Origin of the sequence: Sulfitobacter sp. SK012, from assembly GCF_003352085.1 — a bacterium.
Classification (GTDB): Bacteria; Pseudomonadota; Alphaproteobacteria; order Rhodobacterales; family Rhodobacteraceae; genus Sulfitobacter.
The window spans coordinates 208341-229661 of the sequence record NZ_CP025804.1; the positions used below are offsets into that span (position 1 = coordinate 208341).

Annotated in this window: 18 protein-coding genes; 9 read left to right on the forward strand and 9 right to left on the reverse strand. The window is 54.0% G+C overall.

All coding sequences use genetic code 11. The annotated features are described in order from the left end of the window. Window positions 1-6 precede the first annotated feature (6 nt). The 5 genes from C1J03_RS01000 to C1J03_RS01020 are packed head-to-tail and all read left to right on the forward strand — an operon-like array spanning window position 7 to window position 5261. The gene (locus C1J03_RS01000) at window positions 7-990 is read left to right on the forward strand and encodes a DUF58 domain-containing protein (protein ID WP_114882818.1); all 984 of its coding nucleotides are present in this window, start codon (window positions 7-9) and stop codon (window positions 988-990) included. Next, window positions 987-1472, forward strand: a complete 486-nt coding sequence (locus tag C1J03_RS01005; RefSeq protein ID WP_114882821.1) for a DUF4381 domain-containing protein — start codon at window positions 987-989, stop codon at window positions 1470-1472. The genes C1J03_RS01000 and C1J03_RS01005 overlap by 4 nt, the downstream gene beginning before the upstream one ends. Continuing rightward, entirely contained in the window at window positions 1469-2452 is a 984-nt protein-coding gene (locus C1J03_RS01010) for a VWA domain-containing protein (protein WP_114882822.1), read from the forward strand. Before C1J03_RS01005 ends, C1J03_RS01010 begins: the two co-directional genes overlap by 4 nt. Then, window positions 2449-3972, forward strand: a complete 1524-nt coding sequence (locus C1J03_RS01015) for a VWA domain-containing protein (protein ID WP_114882824.1) — start codon at window positions 2449-2451, stop codon at window positions 3970-3972. Before C1J03_RS01010 ends, C1J03_RS01015 begins: the two co-directional genes overlap by 4 nt. Then, a complete protein-coding gene (locus tag C1J03_RS01020) occupies window positions 3969-5261 on the forward strand; it encodes a BatD family protein (protein WP_114882826.1) in 1293 nt (430 codons plus the stop codon). Before C1J03_RS01015 ends, C1J03_RS01020 begins: the two co-directional genes overlap by 4 nt. 66 nt (window positions 5262-5327) lie before the next feature. Here C1J03_RS01020 and C1J03_RS01025 read toward each other — a convergent pair whose 3' ends face one another. Beyond that, window positions 5328-8537 carry a 2Fe-2S iron-sulfur cluster-binding protein gene (locus tag C1J03_RS01025; protein WP_114882828.1) on the reverse strand — a complete coding sequence of 1070 codons (3210 nt, stop codon included), beginning with the start codon at window positions 8535-8537 and terminating at the stop codon, window positions 5328-5330. 124 nt (window positions 8538-8661) lie between these two features. On the opposite strand from C1J03_RS01025, the gene C1J03_RS01030 reads away from it, so the two are divergent. Continuing rightward, window positions 8662-9132, forward strand: coding sequence for a MarR family winged helix-turn-helix transcriptional regulator (locus C1J03_RS01030; protein WP_162798423.1), 471 nt, complete (start codon window positions 8662-8664; stop codon window positions 9130-9132). A gap of 6 nt (window positions 9133-9138) precedes the next feature. Here C1J03_RS01030 and C1J03_RS01035 read toward each other — a convergent pair whose 3' ends face one another. The 5 genes from C1J03_RS01035 to hmgA all read right to left on the reverse strand — a co-directional run bounded on the left by C1J03_RS01035 (window position 9139) and on the right by hmgA (window position 14697). Next, window positions 9139-9336 (reverse strand): DUF2783 domain-containing protein, encoded by a 198-nt coding sequence (locus C1J03_RS01035; protein WP_114882831.1) that lies wholly within the window; start codon window positions 9334-9336, stop codon window positions 9139-9141. After that, window positions 9326-10963, reverse strand: coding sequence for an FAD-dependent oxidoreductase (locus C1J03_RS01040; RefSeq protein WP_174234428.1), 1638 nt, complete (start codon window positions 10961-10963; stop codon window positions 9326-9328). The genes C1J03_RS01035 and C1J03_RS01040 overlap by 11 nt, the downstream gene beginning before the upstream one ends. Next, the gene (locus C1J03_RS01045; protein WP_114882833.1) at window positions 10960-11910 is read right to left on the reverse strand and encodes an MBL fold metallo-hydrolase; all 951 of its coding nucleotides are present in this window, start codon (window positions 11908-11910) and stop codon (window positions 10960-10962) included. Before C1J03_RS01045 ends, C1J03_RS01040 begins: the two co-directional genes overlap by 4 nt. 10 nt (window positions 11911-11920) lie before the next feature. Next, the gene (gene fahA, locus C1J03_RS01050) at window positions 11921-13183 is read right to left on the reverse strand and encodes a fumarylacetoacetase (RefSeq protein WP_114882835.1); all 1263 of its coding nucleotides are present in this window, start codon (window positions 13181-13183) and stop codon (window positions 11921-11923) included. Between the two features lie 152 nt (window positions 13184-13335). After that, window positions 13336-14697, reverse strand: a complete 1362-nt coding sequence (gene hmgA / locus C1J03_RS01055; protein WP_114882837.1) for a homogentisate 1,2-dioxygenase — start codon at window positions 14695-14697, stop codon at window positions 13336-13338. A gap of 339 nt (window positions 14698-15036) precedes the next feature. Here hmgA and C1J03_RS01060 point away from each other — a divergent pair, with 339 nt between their 5' ends. Together C1J03_RS01060 and C1J03_RS01065 are read left to right on the forward strand one after the other, a co-directional pair. Further along, window positions 15037-16359, forward strand: a complete 1323-nt coding sequence (locus C1J03_RS01060; protein WP_114882839.1) for a DUF3300 domain-containing protein — start codon at window positions 15037-15039, stop codon at window positions 16357-16359. A gap of 3 nt (window positions 16360-16362) precedes the next feature. Beyond that, window positions 16363-17262 carry a DUF2950 family protein gene (locus C1J03_RS01065; RefSeq protein WP_114882841.1) on the forward strand — a complete coding sequence of 300 codons (900 nt, stop codon included), beginning with the start codon at window positions 16363-16365 and terminating at the stop codon, window positions 17260-17262. 194 nt (window positions 17263-17456) lie between these two features. Here C1J03_RS01065 and C1J03_RS01070 read toward each other — a convergent pair whose 3' ends face one another. Continuing rightward, window positions 17457-18251, reverse strand: coding sequence for a phytanoyl-CoA dioxygenase family protein (locus C1J03_RS01070; protein WP_114882843.1), 795 nt, complete (start codon window positions 18249-18251; stop codon window positions 17457-17459). An 83-nt stretch (window positions 18252-18334) separates the two neighbouring features. On the opposite strand from C1J03_RS01070, the gene C1J03_RS01075 reads away from it, so the two are divergent. Continuing rightward, window positions 18335-19204 carry a LysR family transcriptional regulator gene (locus C1J03_RS01075; protein ID WP_114882845.1) on the forward strand — a complete coding sequence of 290 codons (870 nt, stop codon included), beginning with the start codon at window positions 18335-18337 and terminating at the stop codon, window positions 19202-19204. A 12-nt stretch (window positions 19205-19216) separates the two neighbouring features. Here C1J03_RS01075 and C1J03_RS01080 read toward each other — a convergent pair whose 3' ends face one another. Together C1J03_RS01080 and C1J03_RS01085 are read right to left on the reverse strand one after the other, a co-directional pair. Next, window positions 19217-19918 carry a GntR family transcriptional regulator gene (locus tag C1J03_RS01080; protein WP_114882847.1) on the reverse strand — a complete coding sequence of 234 codons (702 nt, stop codon included), beginning with the start codon at window positions 19916-19918 and terminating at the stop codon, window positions 19217-19219. After that, window positions 19915-21279 (reverse strand): formimidoylglutamate deiminase, encoded by a 1365-nt coding sequence (locus C1J03_RS01085; protein ID WP_114882849.1) that lies wholly within the window; start codon window positions 21277-21279, stop codon window positions 19915-19917. The genes C1J03_RS01080 and C1J03_RS01085 overlap by 4 nt, the downstream gene beginning before the upstream one ends. Between the last annotated feature and the right edge of the window lie 42 nt (window positions 21280-21321).

Below are 21321 nucleotides of genomic sequence, written 5' to 3' on the forward strand. Positions count from 1 at the left end.
AGTACCATGCAGGATAAGGCCGCACGGATACGGACAGGGGTATGGCCAGCATCAGCGGGTGCAAAGGTCCGCAAGGACACGCGGTGCCACATTGACTTTGAACACCTGCTTTCGCTTGAGAGCAAAGCAAAATCGCTCACTTTCTTGCCCCGTCAACCGGCCCGAAGTGCGTTGAATGGACGTCATGCATCCCGGCTTCGAGGGCGTGGGTTGAACTTTGAAGAGTTGCGCGACTATTTGCCATCAGACGATGTGCGGTCCATCGACTGGAAAGTCACAGCAAGAACTGGCAAGCCCTATGTCCGCGTATTCACCGAAGAGCGTGATCGACCAGTCCTGATCGTCGTGGACCAGCGTATGTCCATGTTCTTTGGCTCAAAGCTCAACATGAAATCCGTAACTGCGGCGGAATGTGCGGCACTTGCGGCGTTCCGTATCCTTGATCAAGGTGACCGGGTGGGAGGGATTGTTTTTGGTGATAATATCATCGCCGAAGTCCGCCCCCAGCGCAGCCGCGGCGCTCTGAACCGCTTTTTGACAGCTCTCGCGGACGCAAATAACCTGTTGCAGGCTGATGCGCCAAACGTCGATCCAGTTTCGATTAATCAAGTGTTGCATGCGGTTGCCCGCATCGCGCCAAGAAATCATCTCCTCATCATATTAAGCGATTTCAGCAAGATTGATGGCAAAACCCGCAAGATCGTCTCGGGCTTGTCAAAGCACAATGATGTCGTCCTTGGTCTTGTGACGGACCCGTACGCCAAGGACCTTCCCAAAGGTGCAAGTCTGGTAGTGTCAGACGGTAGCCTTCAGGTCGCAATCGACATGGGTGATCAGAAGACTCATCAGAAATTGTCCGAAATGGCGAGCGATCGGCTTGTCGAAATTCTGGATTGGCAGCGAAAAACAGGCGTGCCAGTTCTCCCATTATCGTCGGCAGAGGATAGCCTGACCCAGATGCGAAGACTTATGGGGCTTAGGCCCCGATGAGCAGTGAGCCCGAAAACATACAAACTGAGAATCTGATTGATTTGTTGGATAAGTTGGTTCTTCCGTCGGAACCCCTGCCAATATCGTTGGTTCCCGAAACCGGCGGATGGTATTTTTTAGCTTTGTTTTTGGGCCTGATTATCTTGGGGTTGATCAGGTTCTTGGTGAAACGTCATAGGGCCAATGCATACCGGCGCGATGCTATCGCTGCATTGCCATTTGCCGCGGATGATGCCGGTATGCTTGCACGGGTCATTCGAAAGGCCGCGCTTGCTACCTTTCCCCGTGAAGACGTTGCTGGGCTTTATGGGGATGATTGGGCGGCATTCTTGGAAAGGACATGTGAAGGGCAGCCTTTCAAAGGGGACTTGGCAAAGCAGATTACCCGCGCACCTTATGACCTGACAATCCCGGTGTCTGATGAGCTGATTTCGGCCGCACGCCACTGGATATTGAAACATCAACGGGGTCCAATTTCATGATCTCGCTCGCACTCCCATGGGCTCTGGTTGCTCTGCCACTTCCTTGGCTCATTTGGCGATTTGCGCCTCCTTATCGCGAAACCGCTCCTGCGGTCCGGTTTCCGTTTTTCCGCCAAATTGTAGACGCGACTGACATCAAGCCCCGGGCGGGATCCGTTGTGCTTGTCCGCTCTAGGTTTCAGATAATTACTGCAGTGATCATCTGGTGTTTGCTGGTCATAGGGTTGGCCGCGCCAGAACGCATCGGCGCACCGATAGAGATTACAAAATCTGCCCGCGATGTGGTTCTGGCTATCGATATTTCCGGTTCCATGGATGAAGCTGATTTTTTCGCGGAGGACGGATCCCGCATTCAGCGCTTCGCGGCTGTCCGCAACGTGGTCAGCTCATTTGTTGAAGCACGCGAAGGCGATAGAATGGCGCTCATCGTGTTTGGAAGCCAAGCCTACCTTCAGTCACCATTAACCGAAGATCTCACCACCATCGTCGAACTTTTGGAGACCACTGAAGTTGGGATGGCGGGGCCGCATACGGCGTTGGGAGACGCATTGGGCCTCTCCATTCACACCTTTGAAGCAAGCGATATAGAACAGCGACTGCTGATCTTGCTGTCGGATGGCGCGGATACTGCCAGCCAGATGAGCCCCATCAACGCAGCCGAAATTGCAAAAACCAAAGGGGTTGAGATCTATACGATTGCTGTCGGTGATCCTGAGGGTTCGGGTGAAAACCGGGTCGACGTCGAGACACTGAAAGAAATAGCCAAACGAACAGACGGGTCGTATTTCTTTGCCGGTGATCTGTCGGCGTTGAACGAAGTATACAAACGGATTGACGAACTCACTCCGCGTGACGTCGAGACGCTTTCCTATCGTCCTCGTCAGTCGTTGGCTTTTTGGCCGCTTGGGTTGGCAGCCATCCTTGGCTTGCTTGCCGTAACTTTTCTTCATCTGCGTCAGCGAAATAGGACACCGGCATGACCGACTTGTCTTTGTTCATTGAAGCCTTCCACTTGATCCGGCCACTTTGGTTGATTTTGCTACCCGTGGTCGGGGTGATCTGGTGGAGCATTCGCCGGCGTGCCAACGTTGAACCGTTTGCCAATGATGGCCTGGCACCTCATCTTCGCGACGCCATGTTGTTGGGCGCAAAATCAGCTCGGCGACTTCAGCCCATTGATGGGGTGGCTGCAATTCTGGTGGTGACCATTCTTGGCGCATCTGGACCAACATGGTCTCGCGTGCCTGATCCCTTTTTGGCCCAAACCGCACCTGTCGTGATTGTTTTGGAAGTAAGCACGTCGATGGAAGCGACAGATATTATGCCGTCGCGCCTTGAACGTGCCAAACAAAAGATACGCGATTTGTTGGAGCTACGCGCGGGAGCGAGGACCGCCTTGGTGGCGTATAGCGGAACGGCCCACCGCGTCGTGCCTTTGACAGAAGATGCGCAGGTTATGCTGCCATATCTTGAAGGTCTTTCGCCCGAAATCATGCCAGAGGACGGATCAAACGCAACAGCGGCGCTTGAAATCGCGACTGATATTCTGGCAGCACAAGAGGCACCGGGCGGCGTTCTATTTGTTCTCGATGGATTTGAAACTTCCGATTTACCCAGTTTGTCGCAAGTAGAGGGAACCAGCGTTGCCTTCCTTGCGATGCTGCCAGAGGGCACCAGGGATCAAGGATTGGACCAAATTAGTGATGCGCCAGTTGTTTATGCCACCCCGGAAGGGAACGATGTTCGACAAATTGACCGGAGCCTGAATACCGCCTTCCGCAGAGCAATGCTTGAAGACGAAAGTCAGCAATGGAATGACCGGGCGTGGTGGTTTGCTTGGCCCGCTGCGTTTCTAACGCTCCTGTGGTTTCGACGTGGCTGGACAATGCAATGGGGTCTGGCACTTGCCGTGTTCATTTGTGTGGGTGCGCCAATGCCTTTGCGGGCGGACGGGTTAAAGGACTATTTCCTGACCCCTGATCAGCAGGGCCGTCTGGCATATGATCGTAAAGACTTTGATCGGGCTTCAGAATTATTCATCGACCCGCTTTGGCAAGGTTATGCGCTTTTCAAAAATGGAAGCTATGAAAAGGCTGCGGAAGTGCTTGGCCGCGTTGATACCGCAGAGGCTGAATTTATTCGTGCGTTGGCCTTTATTAGGAACCGAAATTACCGCGACGGTGTGCGCTCTTTTGAGGCTGTCGTTGAGCGTGATCCCTCCTTTCCGGGTGCTGCCGAAAATCTCGAAGTTGCTCGTGAGATTGTTGAGTACGTTGAAAAAACGAGAGAGCAATCAGACACGGGAGAAGACAGCGGTATCGGGGCGGATGAGGTTGTTTTTGACAACGAAAGTGACCGCGGCGTTGGAACCGAGTTAGTGGCGCCAACGGAAGAGAGCATCGGCGTTTTAACCACTGAACAGTGGATGAATACCGTGGATACCCGCACCAGCGACTTCCTGCGATTGCGGTTCCTGCTTGAGACGAGCAAAGAACAATGAGGCAGATATTTTCCATCATTCTGACCTTGAGCCTCGCATTGAGTATCTTGGCTGCAAGAGCCACAGCCCAAGAAACGGCCGAGCCCTTGGTCGAAGTGGCACTTGAGCAAACTGAGACAATTCCAAGTCAGCCTGTGAAGCTGCGCGTAACGGTTCTTGTTCCCACATGGCTGTCCACGCCGGTGAATTTTCCCACCTTTGAGGCCCCAAACCTGATGGTTCGGGTGTTTGAGAACGCTACGACTCCGATCAGTAAATCCATAGAGGGCGAAACATGGTCTGGCGTCTCGAGGTTGTATCATTTGTATCCAATGGTTCCCGGGCCCGTTCAAATCGCAGCACAAGATCTACGTATTCTATGGGCAAATCCCGGCGCGGCGGCCCCCAACGACAGCACTTTTAAGACAGACCCACTTGAGTTTTCGGCGCAGTTTCCTGAGGGCAGTGAACATATTGATCCGTTCATTGCCGCCACAAGTTTGACGTTGACGCAAGAGCTGTCGCAAGAGCCGGGCGTGTTAAAACCTGGCGACAGTTTCACGCGAACCATAACGGGCACGATTACAGGCGCGTCCCCGATGTTCCTGCCAAAACTGCTGCCTATCCATGACATTCCAGGGATGGCAACGTATCCGGCAGAACCCATTGTGAGCGAGGAGGTTCAAGATAGCATACTCTCCGGATCACGAACCGAAGAGGTAACATTCATAGCCCAGAACGGCGGTTCGGGAGAGGTTCCAGCCCTCGATATTCAATGGTTCAATTTGGAGACAGGCGAGGTTGAAACAGCAACCGTGCCTGGCTTTAGCTTGAGTGTAGATGCCCCAGCGAAACCGTCGCAAATGTGGTCTGGCCTGCGGGAATGGGCACCGGTTGTACTGTTGGGTTTGGCGGTCGCTTTGCTTGTCTTGTGGGCGGTGCTCAAATGGGTTCGACCGTTGGCACAGCGGTACATTATTGGTCAAAAAAAGGCGTATCTCTTGTCTGAAAAATGGGCTTTCAAGCAGGCAAAAGTAGCTTTGAGCAAACGCGACCTTGGTGAATTCCTTAGCCGGCTGGATATTTGGGCCTCGCGGTGCGTTGGATATGATCCTCGAGAAAACGCATCTTTGTCCGCTGCAATTTCGGGTGTTGGCGCGCGTATTTACGGTGTTGATAAAGACGATCAATCCGACCAATGGGCCGCTGCAAACAGCGCCTTATTGAAAGCGCGTAAGAAACTAGGGGCGCACAGTTCTGCGCCATACGATCCCTCAAGGATCAATCCGCTAACCGCGGGTGAAAGGTAAACTAGGTCCCAACTCCCTAACCTTGGGAACGCCTTTCCACCTGCAATGCGGGTCTGGAGCCAACTCTTAAAGATCGATTTCAATCACACCGTTCTTTTCAGCAGCCCGACTTTGGCACAGAATCAGGGCGTCTTTGCGCTGTACATTGGAGAGCACAAAATCGCGGTGTTCTACGGCACCTGAAACCAGCCCGCATTTGCAAACACCGCATATTCCATCGGAGCACTTAACATCAATCTGCACCCCGTTCTCGGCCAGTACATCTGTCGCAGTGCGGTCCGCTGGGATCAGGAATTCCTGACCTGACTTGGCAAGCTTTAGGGTGAAATCATGGTTTTCGTACTCGGGCTGTTCTGGGACCGAGAAATACTCCAGATGTTGTGCCTCTTCTGGGTAGCCGGCGCGATTTGCAGCCTCCATGACGGCTGCCATGTAGGAGCCAGCGCCGCAGGTATAGATATGCCAACCGGTCTGATATCCTCCTAATAGCGCATCAATATCAGCACGATTGCCTTCATCTGTGACATGAAACTGAACCCTGTTCGCCCAAGGAACATTAGTAAGCTCGTTTAAAAACCCCATATTTTCACGAGACCGGCCTGAATAATGCATGACGAAGTCGCGCTCAGCAGCATGCAATTCATACCCCATCGCAATAAGCGGGGTGATGCCAATGCCGCCCCCCATAAGGATCGTTTTGGTTGCAGCTTCGTCTAACGGAAAGTGGTTGATCGGCCGCGAGATGAACACTTTGCGACCTTCCCTAAAGATGCGGTGCAGCAGTTTCGATCCTCCACGCCCACCTTCTTCGCGCAGAACGCCGACTTGATATTTTGATCGGTCCGCTGGATCGCCTGACATTGAATATTGGCGAAGGAACTCAGGGGCGACAACGATATCAAGATGCGCGCCGGCCTGCCATTCGGGCAACTCCTCGCCCGCCACCGGCTCAAATTCGTATATCGTTACACCTGCGGCGGTCACTTCCGCTTTCGTAATTGTAACTTGAATGACGGGGCTTTCCCCGGCTGCGGTATAGATGTGCAGATGCCCCTTTTCGTCACGCTCCAACAGGGCTTTGTACTCTTCGGCAGTTATCATCGCCTGATAAGCGGCGATGCCTGCCTCGCGGTCCATTGGGAAAGGATAGGGGTAAGGATGAGGCGCAATCGGGGCTGGGTAAACGGCCAAGGTCTGGTCTTCGTATTTTAGGTCCAGATCCCGTTGCAGCGCACGTTGGTTGACAGGGTGCTTGGTTGGGCGGTACCCGCCATCTTCTTCTATCTCAAGGTCCCACCACCATTTCTTGACGGGGTTCAGGGACCCTTTGCCGAGGCTGTCATCCAACCGCGCCAAAGCGGGTGCCAGCTTGGGCACATTCATCGCCGCCCATTGGAATGGTTTTTCCTTCAGCAACCCCTCAAGGTTCCAAGGGCATGTTTTCATGCAGCGTCCACACATGGCACCACCGGGGGTGGTTACGCGGTAAGTGGCACATTTTTGGCTGTCCGATTTCCAAATTTCATAGCCGTTGAACATCAGTTTTGGCCCTGCTGTGATTGCCCCGGAAGGACACTCACGCGCACATTTGTTGCAGCTTTCACAAAAGCTCTGGAGGCCGAAATTGATCGGCTTGTCGTGCTCCATAGGCAAATCCGTCGTGACCACGCCTGATTTAAGGCGCGGGCCAAGAAAGGGGTTCAAGATCACCTCGCCAATTCGGCTGACTTCGCCCAGACCCGACAGCAACAGCAAAGGCGGCTGCAACACTTCGCCATCCATCACGGAATGGGCCTTTGCCTTGTAACCGAGTTCCCTGATCTGTCGGGCAATGATGCCGCCTAGAAGCGAAAATCGCAGATAGGCGCGCATGGATTGTGCTACAGCAATCCAATCATCACCTGAGGACCCCTCCATTGTCTCATAGCCTTGATCAATGATCATGCTGATTGCCTGATCGTGAGGCGGATCAATCACGTTGCCGAGCGCATCATGGGAATACCAAGCCCAGTCAGGGCAACGCGAAATGCCCACCGCATCAGCGCCGAGGTAGTAAGAGGTCGCTTTGACCAGATCCGCCGCCTCGCGTGGATCAAGTTGGATTTTTTCTTGTGCAGGCTCACCGTCTTGCAGCAGCACAAAAGCGCCAAGCGCGCGGCGCTGCGCCATTGATGGTGCAGCCTGTTGGACATAATGCCCGCCCTTCGCACCGTCCTGCATTTTCTTGCCCATGTCGCCAAATTGCGCCCGCGCGAACATGTCCGCACGTTTTGGGACACGCGCGACATTGGGTTCATCAATATAGGTAGTGGGGTCATCAACCCGCTTCAGCGTCTCGAACGGATGCGCGCCATCGACAAACCGGCGTTTGGCGTAAGGGACTGCGTTCAGGGCACTTTTAGCGAACCCGTTGCCTGTTTTCCATCGTAACCCAAATGCAGAACGTGGTTGCTGTGACATAGGCAAAAGTGCCTGATCAGGGGATATTTCAAATGTTGTTGTTACGGCGGCCAGCCCAAACCGGGTCCCGATATAGGGGTGGCTCAGCAAGTTGTCTTCGACAGTCGCCAATCCGGCAGCGACGGCAAGTCGGCCAAGGTCCACGTCGGAGGACGAGGCTGTATGGGAGCGTGCATCATGCCCCAAAAGGCGCAGATAGTTGGCGATAACCGTGGCCGTTTCAGAGGCGAGCAGCCCCGCGCGGTGAGCTTGGGCATCCTTGATCCAGCCAGTACCTGGTTCATTCGCGTCCGGATTTCGTGGGTTCTCATACAGGAAAACAAGCGCGTGCTTATGTGCATCTATTGGTACTGCAGGGGCTTCAACGCTGTCTTTGAGATCGGCCATGATGCTGTCGATGCCCGATGCAAGTGTCTTGGTCTGCCGAGTCTTCAGATCATTCGCCAACCGTTCCAAATCAGGGTTCCGAAATGGCGTATCCAGCAAGGCAGCAACGGGCAGCAAGCAGGTGCCCACAACGGCGGCGTCGCAGAAATAACCGAACGCTTTTAGATGCTCGGCGCGTACTGTGGGGTCCGCAGGTGCACCGGCAATCGCTCTGTTGATTGGCCCACCACGCATGGCGTCCAGCATCGCTTGATGTTCGCGCATCGCGTTAACAATGGATCGCGGGTCAGTCGGGCGATCAAACGACAATTGCTGCATGGACGGAACGTAGGAAAAATCCGGCACGTCTGTGCTGCGTCCCAAAAGCTCGGTGGGATAGGGGCCCATATGAACGGGCCGGTCTTTGTCTGAGAAAAAGCGAATTGTCATGGTGAAGCCTCGTAAACCCGGAACAAGCGGGTGAGATATTTGGATTGCGATTTAGTTAACATTGTTCACTAAATGTCAAGAGACGGGTTTCGGCATCATTATGCCGCGTGTTAGGTATTCATTTATGAACAAAGACATCACATCTCTCCCCACTGACTATCAGCTACAGCGCCGCATCGGCTTTCGCCTGACCAAACTGGCAAAAACCATTCAGTCGCGCCTTGAGGATGATATTCTTGAGCACGGTCTGACGCGGTTGAAGTGGTGCGTTTTGTCCGGTGTGGCGCTTGAGGGGATCAAAGCGCCATCGGATCTTGCGGATCACATCGGGGTCGCGCGTCCAGCTATTTCGCGATTGCTCAAGACGATGGAAACTGAGGGCCTGCTGGAACGCTCTTTGCGTGCTGAGGATGGCAGGGGTCGCCAAATCACTGTCACAGAGTTGGGAAAGGCCCGGATGCGCAGCTGCTGGCCGTTTATGGGCAGTAACGAGGACCATTTCATGGCTAAGCTGACGCAAGAACAGGCGCAGAGCTTGTCAGATATTCTTGATACGTTGCTTGAAGGCGAAGATGCCAAGCTCGACACATTATAAAATCGACTATTTCAACACGTCTTCGCGTGCCAATTGCAAGGCCAGCGCTAGCGTTTCCGTGTCGCCAATATGGTTTGCCAACATCAAGATGATCCGCGCATTCAGCGCCTCGCTTTGCGCTGGATCCAGATCATCATGGGCCTGAACAAGGCTGTCGTAAAACCCATCGGCATCTTGGAAGTTTGGCTTCAGGTTAAGCGGCATAATCAAGTTTTCCCATTGCACGGTACAGGGCATCTTTAATGCCCACGGCATCGATTTTCGGCCACCGAGCAGCGACATACTGATCAGGTCGGATCAGGTAGACCGCTGCGTCTGCGTCGCCTAAATACCGATCACGAATGATGTCATTCAGGTCATCGCCGCGAATGGTGATGACGTTCAAACAGGTACCGTCTAGGTCGATGCAGTCCCCGGCGTCAGTGTTGATCGCAAGGACGCAAAAACCAGCCCCAAGGTGGTCCAGCAGAAATCCACCAGCCAAAGGCGCATCAGGGCAGGGCGCGCCGGGGCGGGACCTGTCAGGGCCATTCAATTTGTCTTCGCTGTTCAGCGCATGACCGTCATAGAATTTTGGGGTGCTAAGACGCCCTGAGTTTATCACCGGTTGGGCAAATTCGTATTTGGTTGCGAGTGACAGCACCGCATCGCGCAAGGTTTTGCTTGCGGCGGTCTTGGGCGTCAGGAAATCAGTTGCGCGGGTCGAGTTGAGGATGTTCTCTTCTGCGGCGGCCACTCGTTCGTCGCAGTAGCTGTCCAGAAGTGTTTCGGGCGCGGTGCCTATGAGAACCAAATCCAGCTTCCATGCGAGGTTGTCAGCATCTTGCACACCTGAGTTTGCACCGCGCGCGCCAAACGGGCTGACCTGATGCGCGCTGTCACCGGCAAAGAGTACACGGTCGTGGCGGAACTTTTCCATTCTTCGGCACTGAAATGTATAGATTGAGCACCAATCGAGCTCGTATTCGACGTCCGCACCCAGCATTGCATCGACGCGCGCGCGGACATTTTCTTCTTTCATTTCTTTTTCGCGATCAATGTCCCATCCCAGCTGAAAATCGATCCGCCAAATATCATCGGGCTGTTTATGCAGCAGAGCGGAGGATCCTGATTTAAACCAGGGCTCAAACCAAAACCAACGTTCTGTTGGAAAATCGGCGGTCATCTTAACGTCGGCGATTAGGAAATTATCTTCGAACACGCGCCCGTCAAAGCCCAACCCCATCATATCGCGCAGAGGCGAACGTGCCCCGTCGCAGGCAATCAGCCAATCGGTCTCAACCTGGTAGCTGCCATCGGGGGTCATTATGTCCAGCACAGAGCCGGTTTTTGTTGTCTTAAGCGCATCCACACGGTTCTTTCCACGAATGTCGATCTGGGCCCCATCTGCATTGGCCCTTTCAATTGCCTCGTGCAGAAAACGTTCAAAATGCGGTTGCTGGAGGTTGATAAATGCCGGAAAGCGGTGGCCTTCTTCGGGCAACAGGTCAAAATTGAAAACCTCTTCTCGGTCATGGAAAACGCGACCCTTCTGCCAGACAACGCCCTTGTCGAGCATCTGCGTTCCCGCACCCAACCGGTGTGAAATTTCAAGCGTGCGTTTGGCAAAGCAGATGGCGCGTGAACCAAGACCGACGCCCTCGTGATCGTCCAGCACCACCACAGGCTGGCCGCGCAAACCAAGATCAAGCGCTGATGCAAGACCGACTGGCCCACCGCCCACAACCACAACCGGGTGTCGCTTTGGTGTTGTGGCGTCTTGGTCTGCATGCCTGCGGTATGGATACAGCTGAAATGCCAGCGGATACCGGTCGATCAGCGGGGCGTTCATCCCTGAAATGCCTCCCACATGGCAATGTCACGTTCGGCCGTCCAGATGCGTGGGGTATCGATGCCGCGAGCTTCGTCATAGGCGCGTGCAACATTGAAGGGCAGGCAATGTTCGTAGATTGCGTAATCCTTGAACTTAGGATCGCAAGAAGCGCGCACGGCATCCCATGCTTCTTTCATTGATCCGCCACGGGCCGCAACGCGAGCGGCTGGCGCATAGGTGCTGTCAACGAAATCACGCGTGCTGTTAAGGCCGCGCGCGACAGCATCCTTACCGATCAATGCACCACCTCGGCCGGGCGCAATGGCGTCCAGATCAAAACTTGCGATGTTGTCCAGTGTGCCGCCCCAGTCGCCAAAATGGCCATCGCCGCAGTAACAGGCGGATTGGTCCTCAACGATGTCACCTGTGAACATCACGTTCTCGTCTGGCACGTGGATCACGATGTCGCCCGCCGTGTGCGCGCGGCCAAGGTGCTTTAGATCAACCCGGCGGTTGCCCAGATAGACGGTCATGCTATCGCTGAACGTCATGGTGGGCCATGTTAGGCCGGGGATGGATTCAAAGCCTTCGAACAAGCGTGGAAACCGTTGGAATTCGCTGTCCCAGTCTTCTTGTCCGCGCTCAGCGACCATCGCCCGGGCTTTGTCCCCCATGATGATTTGATCCGCGCCATAAGCGGACGCGCCCAGTACGCGGACGGCGTGATAATGGGTCAATACGACATGGCTGATTGGTTTGTCCGTAACTGTGCGGACCTTTTCGATGACCTTGTTGGCCAGACGTGGCGTCGCTTGTGCCTCGATGATCATGACGCTTTCATCGCCGATGATAACGCCTGAGTTCGGATCACCCTCAGCGGTAAACGCCCAAAGGTCTTTTCCGATCTCATCAAAGGTGATCGTCTTTTCGGTCATGTCGCCCTGTGATGCGAATTTCTTGGCCATGTTGTGCTCCTTACGCGTCAAAATTGTCTGGGGTCGCAGGCAATATCGTGCCCTCGCAGGCCCCAAAGCCGATGCGGTAACCCTCGCCCTTCGCATGTCCTGTTAGGATCATAGTGTCGCCGTCTTCTATGAATGTACGGGTTTCACCACTGCTTAGTGTCATTGGTTCTTTGCCACCCCAGCTCAGTTCTAACAGCGAACCACGTTGAGATTTCTCGGGGCCTGAAATGGTGCCAGACCCCAGAAGATCACCGGCATTCATCGCACATCCCGAAGATGCGTGATGGGTCAGTTGTTGGGCTGCGGAATAGTACATCTCATTGTAATTGGTGCGCGCGATCACCTCTTGCTTGCCACCTTCGGGTTGCATGATCACGCTAAGGTCGATGTCATAGAGCATGGGACCGGGTTCGCGCAGGTAAGGCAAAAGGTCCTTTTCACGCTCAGGCGTAGAGGTGCGAAACGGCTCAAGAGCCGCGCGCGTCACGATCCAAGGGCTGATCGAGGTGGCAAATGCTTTGGCCTGAAACGGCCCCAGCGGCTGATATTCCCACGCCTGAATGTCGCGCGCAGACCAGTCGTTCAGCAAGACGTATCCAAAGATCATCTTATCTGCCTGACCCACGGTGATGCGGTCGCCCATATCCGTGGAGGTGCCGACAATCGCGCCTATTTCTAACTCGATGTCGAGCCGTCTGCACGGGGCAAAGCGGGGCACTTCGGCGTCTGGTGCTTTTAACTGGCCCCAAGGGCGGGTGATGTCGGTGCCGGATACAACCACAGTCGAGGCGCGGCCGTTGTAGCCAATAGGGATATGCAGCCAGTTTGGCGGCAGGGCGTTTTCAGCGCCACGAAACATTGTCCCGACGTTGGTTGCATGATTTCGGCCTGCGTAGAAATCGGTGTATTCGGATACGACCAACGGCATGTGCAGCCGCACACCGTCCATTGCGATCAGAAATGGGGTGACTTCGGCTTGATCAGCGGACCCATTGCTTAGCATCGAAACGAGCCGCGCACGCAGGGCTTCCCACGCATCGGGGCCCAGCTCCATTACGTCGTTCCAATAAGGGACATCGAAAACCGCGTCTTCGGATAAGGTTATCAGGCCAGCCTCCTCAAGCGCGGCCACATCAAGGACCATATCCCCAATCGCAACACCGCAGCGCGGCTCAAGCGCATCGGTCGAGAACACCCCATATGGCAAATTGTTGAGAGGGAAATCGGTGTCTGCGCTGTTGGCACTTTCCACCCAAGAGGTTATCAAAGTCATGGTTTTTCCTGTCTATTCAGGGCGCACCCGGCGCCCATCTAATTAGGGTGTAAAATTTCTCGGCTAGTTGCCCGGATACGCAGGCCTTGCCCGACAATATCCAGCGCCGCTGATCTGCAGTCCATTAACAACAGATTGGGGAGCTTCGACATTCATTTCTTGCCCGGTGTCCCGTCAAACTTCTTCTCAAGGGAGTCCCAGCAATCGATGTAATCGTCTTGCAATGGTGCTTCTTGCGCAGCGAATTTAGTGAGGTGCTGCGGGAAGCGCGTTTCGATCATGAAAGACATGGTGTTATCGAGCTTTTCGGCTGTCAGTTCCGCGTTAGAGGCCCCTTCAAAGGCATTCTGATCCGGTCCATGTGGCAGCATCATATTGTGCAATGACATGCCGCCTGGAATGAACCCTTTGGGCTTGGCGTCATACTGGCCGTAGATGTTGCCCATCAGTTCAGACATGACATTTTTGTGGTACCACGGCGGTCGGAACGTATCTTCGGCCACCATCCAGCGTTCCCGGAATAGAACAAAGTCAATATTTGCGGTGCCATCTTGTCCGGATGGGGCTGTCAGCACAGTGAATATCGACGGATCGGGGTGGTCAAACAAGATCGCGCCGACAGGGCAATAGGTGCGCAGGTCGTATTTCAACGGTGCATAATTTCCGTGCCATGCCACCACGTCGAGCGGGGAATGACCGATTTTGGTTTCATGGAACTGACCGCACCATTTGATTGTCACAGTCGACGGTGCATCCCGGTCTTCGTAGGCGGCCACTGGCGTTTTGAAATCGCGGGGGTTGGCCATGCAGTTGGCTCCGATTGGCCCGCGGCCCGGAAGTTCAAATTTCTGCCCATAGTTTTCGCAAACAAACCCGCGCGCAGGCCCATCTAGCACTTCAACGCGGTACACCAAACCGCGTGGCAGGATGGCAACCTCCTTGGGTTCAAGGTCGATGATACCCAACTCCGTACAAAACCGCAGACGGCCCTCTTGGGGAATGACCAACAGCTCTGAATCCGCGGAGTAAAAGTAGCTGTCCACCATGCTGTCGGTGACCAAATAGATATGGCTGGCCATGCCAACTTGCGTGTTCACATCGCCGGCGCTGGTCATGGTGCGCATGCCAGTAAGCCAAGTTAGTTTTTCTGCACTATGTGCCAGCGGGTCCCAACGATACTGGCCCAGACTGGTCACATCTTCGGGGATGTGAGGCGCGGATTTCCAATAGGGCAGGGCGATTTTCTCATAGCGGTGAGAATGTTTGACTGAGGGGCGGATGCGGTAACACCACGTGCGTTCGTTCTGGTGGCTGGGGGCCGTAAAGGCCGTGCCGCTCAGCTGTTCGCCGTATAGACCATAGTTTACCTTTTGCGGCGAATTCATCCCTTGCGGCAGCGCGCCGGGCAGCGCTTCGGTTTCAAAGTCATTTCCAAAACCGGACATATAGCCTTCGTGGGGGCCTGCCAGTGAGGGAGCCTGAATCATCTGATGCGGGTTGCTAAGCTTGTTCATGGCGAGTCCTTGGGCTGCTTTGCCGGAACAATAATTGTTTCGTTTGTAACTAACAACAATTAACTGGCAAGAAATTGGCAAAGTTAAAACAGTACTCAATATTGTGGAACTTACCTGTGGCATCAAACCCGAAATTTATGACGCAACCCGCGATGTCTGTCTTGCGGTACAGACGATCTGAATTGCAACGCAACCCAGTAAAATTGGCGTTTGGAAGGCGGTGTAGAGCAGGCCTGCTGCCCGAAGATTAGAGTGCAGATGTATCTAGATTTGGATTTTTCCTTTACACTCGGAGATGAACGGTAACAATTATGACGAAAATGACAGAAGGAGATCACAGTGCTGCATTTAATCAGACTATTTTTGGTTTTTGCAATTGTGTTTGGTGCCCCGATTGCTCAGGCACAGACCGACGAAAACACAGCAGAACAAGACGCGCCTGAAGCTTCCGACGAAGAGATGCTGACGCAAACAGAACTGGAAAACCTAGTAGCTCCGGTTGCTCTTTATCCAGATACTCTGTTGATCCAAATTCTGGTCGCTGCGACTGTGCCCATTGAAGTCGTCAAAAGTGATCGGTTGTTGGCCGAAAACAAAGACGCTGAACCAGAGATAATCAAAGCTGCGATAGAAGCCGAAGAGTACGATCCAAGCGTGGAGGTGCTGGCAACAGCGTTTCCAGACGTGATCGCAGACATGGCCACGCACATCGAGTGGACGGAGACCATGGGTGACGCGATGCTCGCCCAAAGTGATGACGTCATGGTTGCCGTTCAAACGATGCGCACCCAAGCCATCAATTCGGGTGCTTTGATTAGTGGCGAAGAGCAGGTTGTTGAAGTCACCGAAGAAGAGACGGTGATCATTCAGCCAACCAACCCAGAAACCGTCTACGTTCCTCAGTATGATCCACAAGTTGTTTATGTGCAGGACAACAATAACAATAACGGTGTTAGTGACGCACTTGTAACCGGGGCTGTTGTCTTTGGCACAGTTGCTTTGATTGACGCGATTTTTGATGATGATGATGATTGGAACAACTACTGGGGCTGCAGAAATTGCGGCGGCTGGGGCGGGCGACCAATCTACCGGAACCCAGATATCGACATCGATGTGGACGGAAATGTTAACATTGGTAACAAGATCGACATCGACAAAACCAAGATCAAAAACCGTGGCGATCGTGGTGCTGACGGAAGCTGGAAGCCCAATGATCGCAAGAAAAAGGATGCACGCAACAAGATTTCCAAAAAGCGGGCTCCGGACGGTAAGTCAAAGCTGCCAACCAAAAGGAAAGCATCCAAGACGGACAATCTGCGCGGCCAGCTGTCAGCTAAATCTGGCGCATCGGATATTTCACGGCCAAACGCGAAACCGTCAATAGACGGATTGGGGTCGAAGAATCGCCCAGCAGCAAAGCGTGATAAAACCCGGAAGGCGGCTGCAAAAACAGCTAAACCCAAAAAATCCGCTGCGAAACGGTCCGCGGCAAAAAAGCCCGCAGCAAGAAAACCGGCAGCAACCAAAAAGCGCGCAGCACATAAGAAGCCAGCGGCTCATAAACAAAGATCTGCAACAAAACGGCACTCCTCTGCTGGAAGATCTAAGGCGGGATCAGGTCGTGGTCGCAGTTCCGGCAACAAGCGTAGAGGGCGGAGATAAGCCATGAGAAAATCAATTCTGAAAATTGCCGCTTTATCCTTTTTTCTAGCGGGGCCGCTCGCGGCAGAACCGGCTTCTTACGCAACACCTCAAGATGCGTTGGATGCTATGATGGATGCTCTGAAGGCTGGCAACAAAGAGGCAGTGCTTACCGTTTTCGGAGCCGAATCCGAAGACTTTATCTCTGACGGTGACCCCGCTGAAGATGCCTCCAACAGGCAGGAGCTTTTGACGCTCTACTCCGAAGGCTACCGCATGGCACCGCAGGCAGACGGCTCATTGGTGCTTGCACTTGGCGCGGAGGGCTGGCCGTTTCCAATCCCGCTGGCGAAAACGGGTGATAGCTGGGCATTTGATATTGATGCTGGCCGAGACGAGGTTTTGCACCGCGAAATTGGCGTCAATGAATTGGATGTGATCGAACTCTTGGAAGCCTACGTGGATATCCAAGGCGCTTTCCGTCTTACCGACCATGATAAAGACGGAGTTATGGAGTTTGCCCGCCAGATTATTGCGTCGTCACCGGACCTGCCGGATGGCTTGTTCTGGGCCACTCCTGACAGTCCGTTGGGTGAGTTGTTTGCCCGCGCGTCTGTGAACGGATACAGCGACGGGGAACAAGATCATGAACCTGATCCCTATTCTGGCTATTACTTCCGAGTTCTTACCGAACAATCTGCGGAGGCTCCCGGCGGGGAAATGAGCTATCTTGTCAACGACAACATGGTGTCAGGCCACGCTCTGCTCGCGGTTCCAGCCGTGTTTGGTTCAACCGGCATCCATAGCTTTATGGTATCGGAAAACGGTGTGGTTCTCGAAGCCATTCTGGGCGAAGAAACGTTGGAAATCGCGGCGGATATGCTGTCGTATAATCCGACATCCGACTGGACACCGGTGGAGTGATACAGGCAGTGGTGCCACCTTTTCAGGGGCAAAGACTGGTTGACTACAAACCGGGCTAGGCTAACTAAACTTTGTCACGGCACGAATTTTCGTGCCGTGGATTGAACGGACCCGCGGGCCATCAGGAGCGTTTCCTTGTCTGGCCCGTACTTTCCGTCCGCGAAGAACCTTCAGGCTGCAGTATGTCTTAAGTATCAGCGCTGAAAGATAACCGGAAACCAATCGTCTCGCAGAACCTGCCCAGGTTTCATGTTGTGACCGGGAAACGGGGGCGATGTTGGGCCCGCGCGCTCAACGTAGCGAGCGTCATCTCCAATCAGTCGCAATGAAAATGCGCGACGGCGCGACGTGGTTGTGTTGCCCCGCGCACCATGCAGCGTTCCGTAATTGAAGGCTACTGCATCCCCCGGCTCCATTTCCCATTCTTTGACGTCCATGCCTTCTGCCTCTGGGTCGGGCACAGCCATATATTCATCATCATTGGGGTAAAAGCTGGATTCAGAAAGCCAACGCGTCGGCAGTACGGGTTTCTCCCAAGCGTGACTTCCCGCCACGCACCTAAGGGACGCGCCGGTCACAACGTCCATAGGCGACCAAAAGCTAACGTTTTGAATGCCATCTACAAAATAGTAAGGACCATCTTGATGCCAGGGCGTTGGTTTGGCCGTACCGGGTTCCTTGACTAAGATATGATCATGAAACACCTGCACCTTATCAGACGACATGAGGTCGGCGGCGACGTGGGCCGCAGGTGACGTGCGGATGACATCCTCGAATTCGGAAATGCGCGTCCAATTGCAATAATCATCAAAGAACCGGCCGCCTTCACCTGCGTTCAGGTTTTCTGCAGCGTATGGTCCTGGATCTCGCATGTTGCGGTCGATCCCTGTGCGAATTTGATCGACATGATCGCGGAACAAGCCTTTGACCAGAACGACACCGTCGCGTTGAAAAGTGTCAATATGGTCCTGAGTGATGAGTGGGTGCATGGGCCTAAATTCTCCTTAGGCTGAAGGATAAGCTGGATAAGTTTTAGTTTCCAATAATAAGAAAGCATATTATTAGTAACTTCATGCTATATAATACTCTTCGCCAGTATGAATATATCGTCGGGGTGGCCGATGCGGGGAGTCTAACCCAAGCCGCCGCGCGCCTGAACATTTCGCAGCCGTCTTTGTCGGTTGCGATCACCCGGGTTGAACAGCGTCTGGAGAATTTGATATTTGTTCGTGGCAAGGGCGCGTCGATTGAAGTCACGCCTTTCGGCCATGGTTTTATCGCATCAGCGCGAGAGTTGCTGGAATTGGCAGTTAACATGGAACAGGGGCAAGCGGCGTCGCAGGCATTCGTGCTGGGTTGTTTTGAGGACATCGCTCCCTGGTATCTTGCGCCTGCGCTCATGCGGTTAAGTACCCAGCTTCCCGATGTCACAGTCCAGGGCTCTGAGGGTCGGTTTTTAGACCTAGCGTGTGATTTGGCCGAGGGTCGCGTGGACTTGGCGATTTCCTATGACTTGGGATTTGATGGAAATTTCGAACGCCGCAAGATTGAAGATGCCTCTCCAGTTGCATTTCTGTCGACGGACCATCCGCTGGCAAAGAAACCCTCTGTGGAGTTGGGCGACCTTGCGCAATACCCGATCATTTTGTTCAATGATCACCTGTCCGAGGGCTATATGCGCAGCCTGTTTGAACGTGTGCAGTTAGCGCCGGTCGTTCGACAAAGAGCAGCGTCGCTTGAAATGATGCGATCCCTTGCAGCACATGGGATCGGTGTCGGGATTAGCTATTCATGCCCCCCTACCGATGTCAGTTACGATGGAAAACCTCTCGTCACTGTTCCTATTCGGACACCGCAAGCGACCGCTGACATTAGCCTCATCTGGTCCAGTTTGCGTGCGCCAGATCCGCACTTTGACGCCGTGTTGAAGGTTCTGTCGTAACTGGTTTGCGCGCTACAGGATGGTACGTAATTGGTGTCCGGGGCTGAACATAATGCGTGCCTTTGTCACGGATGCATCTTTATCCCAAGTTAGCCGATCTATGGTAAAGAGCGGGCTGCGTTCTGGACACCCCAAGACGGTGCCGTCATCCGTCGTGGCGGCCGTTGCTGAAAACGCGATTTCACCGTGGGTATATGGCGTGTGCTTGAGCAACCATTCGTTGGCGCTGACCTCCTGAAAGGCCTCACTCAATGCTGCGGGCACAACGGCTGTGTTGATCCAACGATCTTCCAACGCGTAGGGCACGTCATCGGCAACGTGCAGGGCGCGAATGTGCAGCAGTGGATGCGCCGTGTCGGTTCGCATGGCGGCACTTACAGCCACGGGCGGTGCCATTTCTTGTCGGGCAATCAACTGATACCGGTATTTTTGCCCGCGCTGCTCAATCTCTGATCTAATCACTGCGATCTCAAGGACCGCACGCGCCACAGGTTGCATTGCGACACGAGTGCCCGCTTTGCGCCGCCGATCCAGAAGGCCGCTTTCAGCAAGTGAGCGCAGCGCGCGGTTTACGGTTGTTCGCGCGCATCCAAACTCCAAAGCAAGGTCCGTTTCGTTCGGAATAAAGTCGCCCGGCTTCCATTCACGGGCATGGATACGGCGCAAGACTTCGTCTTGTACGCTTTGCCAGTTGCGAAAAGTCGGTACGTTCATAGGGCGTCTTTCAGGGAGTTTAGTGTCTGTTTATAGGCCGCAACGATTTCAGATCGAGCAATGTGTATGCCATTTGAAACTACGTGCCGACCCGCGGACCATACTTCAGAAACAAGTCGATCATCGCCTGCAAAGATCCAGCTATCAAGGATCGCGTCTTCTGCCCGAGCCCATAAATGTTCTGATGTTGTATCAAGCGAAACCATGTCTGCCCAATATCCAACTTCGAGGCGGCCGGTTTGCCGCTGGGCGGCCTGTGCGCCGCCCTTTAGGATGCTGTCAAACATCCGGCGCCCCGTCGAATGATCCGGTGTAGCCAAGGCTGCACGTGTGCCGTCGCGCAATCGTTGGGAATAATCGAGCGTGCGAAGCTCTTCGCTCAGCGAGATGCGGATGTTGCTGTCGGACCCGATCGCAAACCTGCCGCCATGATCCGTCCACCTCACCCCGTCGTATATCCCATCGCCAAGGCTGCTTTCGGTAATGGGACATAGGCCAGCTACAGCGCCTGACGCGGCCAGATTGATTGTCTCATCTGGGGTCATTTGCGTGCAGTGGATCAGGCACCACCGTTCATCTATCCCCATATTATCCAAGGCCCATGTCACGGGGCGCGCGCGCCAATGGTGCTCGACCTCCTCCACCTCTGCGGTTTGTTCCGCCAAATGCATGTGGATGGGACCCGTTGAAAAATGGTACTCGTAGTTTTTCAAATCCGCCATTCCAACAGCTCTGAGAGAATGTGGCGCGACGCCCAAATTTGCATCGTCAGGCAAGGACTTCAGAGCAACTCCAGCTGCGGCATGGAGTGTCATGAACCGGTCGATTGAATTGCGAAATCTGATCTGCCCTGCAGCTAGATTACGCCCATCACACCCACCAAACTCATAGTGGACCGGCAGAAGGCAAAGCCCAATGCCGGTTTGGCTTGCAGCAGCGGCAACTCTTTCAGACATCTCCGCAATATTGTCATATGGAACGCCGCCCGGCTGGTGATGCAAATAGTGGAATTCGACATTTGTGGCATAACCAGCCTCAAGCATTTCCATCTGCACGAAGGCGGTGATCGCTTCGATGTTATCAGGTGTAAGTCGGTCCAAAAATCGGAACATCAACTGGCGCCAAGTCCAGAAACTGTCGCTGGGGTTGGGGCCACGCTGTTCGGTCAGGCCAGCCATTGCGCGTTGAAACGCATGGCTATGAACGTTGACAGGAGCAGGGGCCAGAAAGGGAACTTGCGTCCCACGCGCCGGGCTATCTTGCTGCACGGTGCGGATACGCCCATTGGCATCGAATTCGATAAGGACATTGCGCGCCCATCCACTCGGCAGCAACGCATGATTGGCCCAAATTGTCTGCATGGTAGACTCGCTTGACAGAATATTATGTATGCACATAAAAAC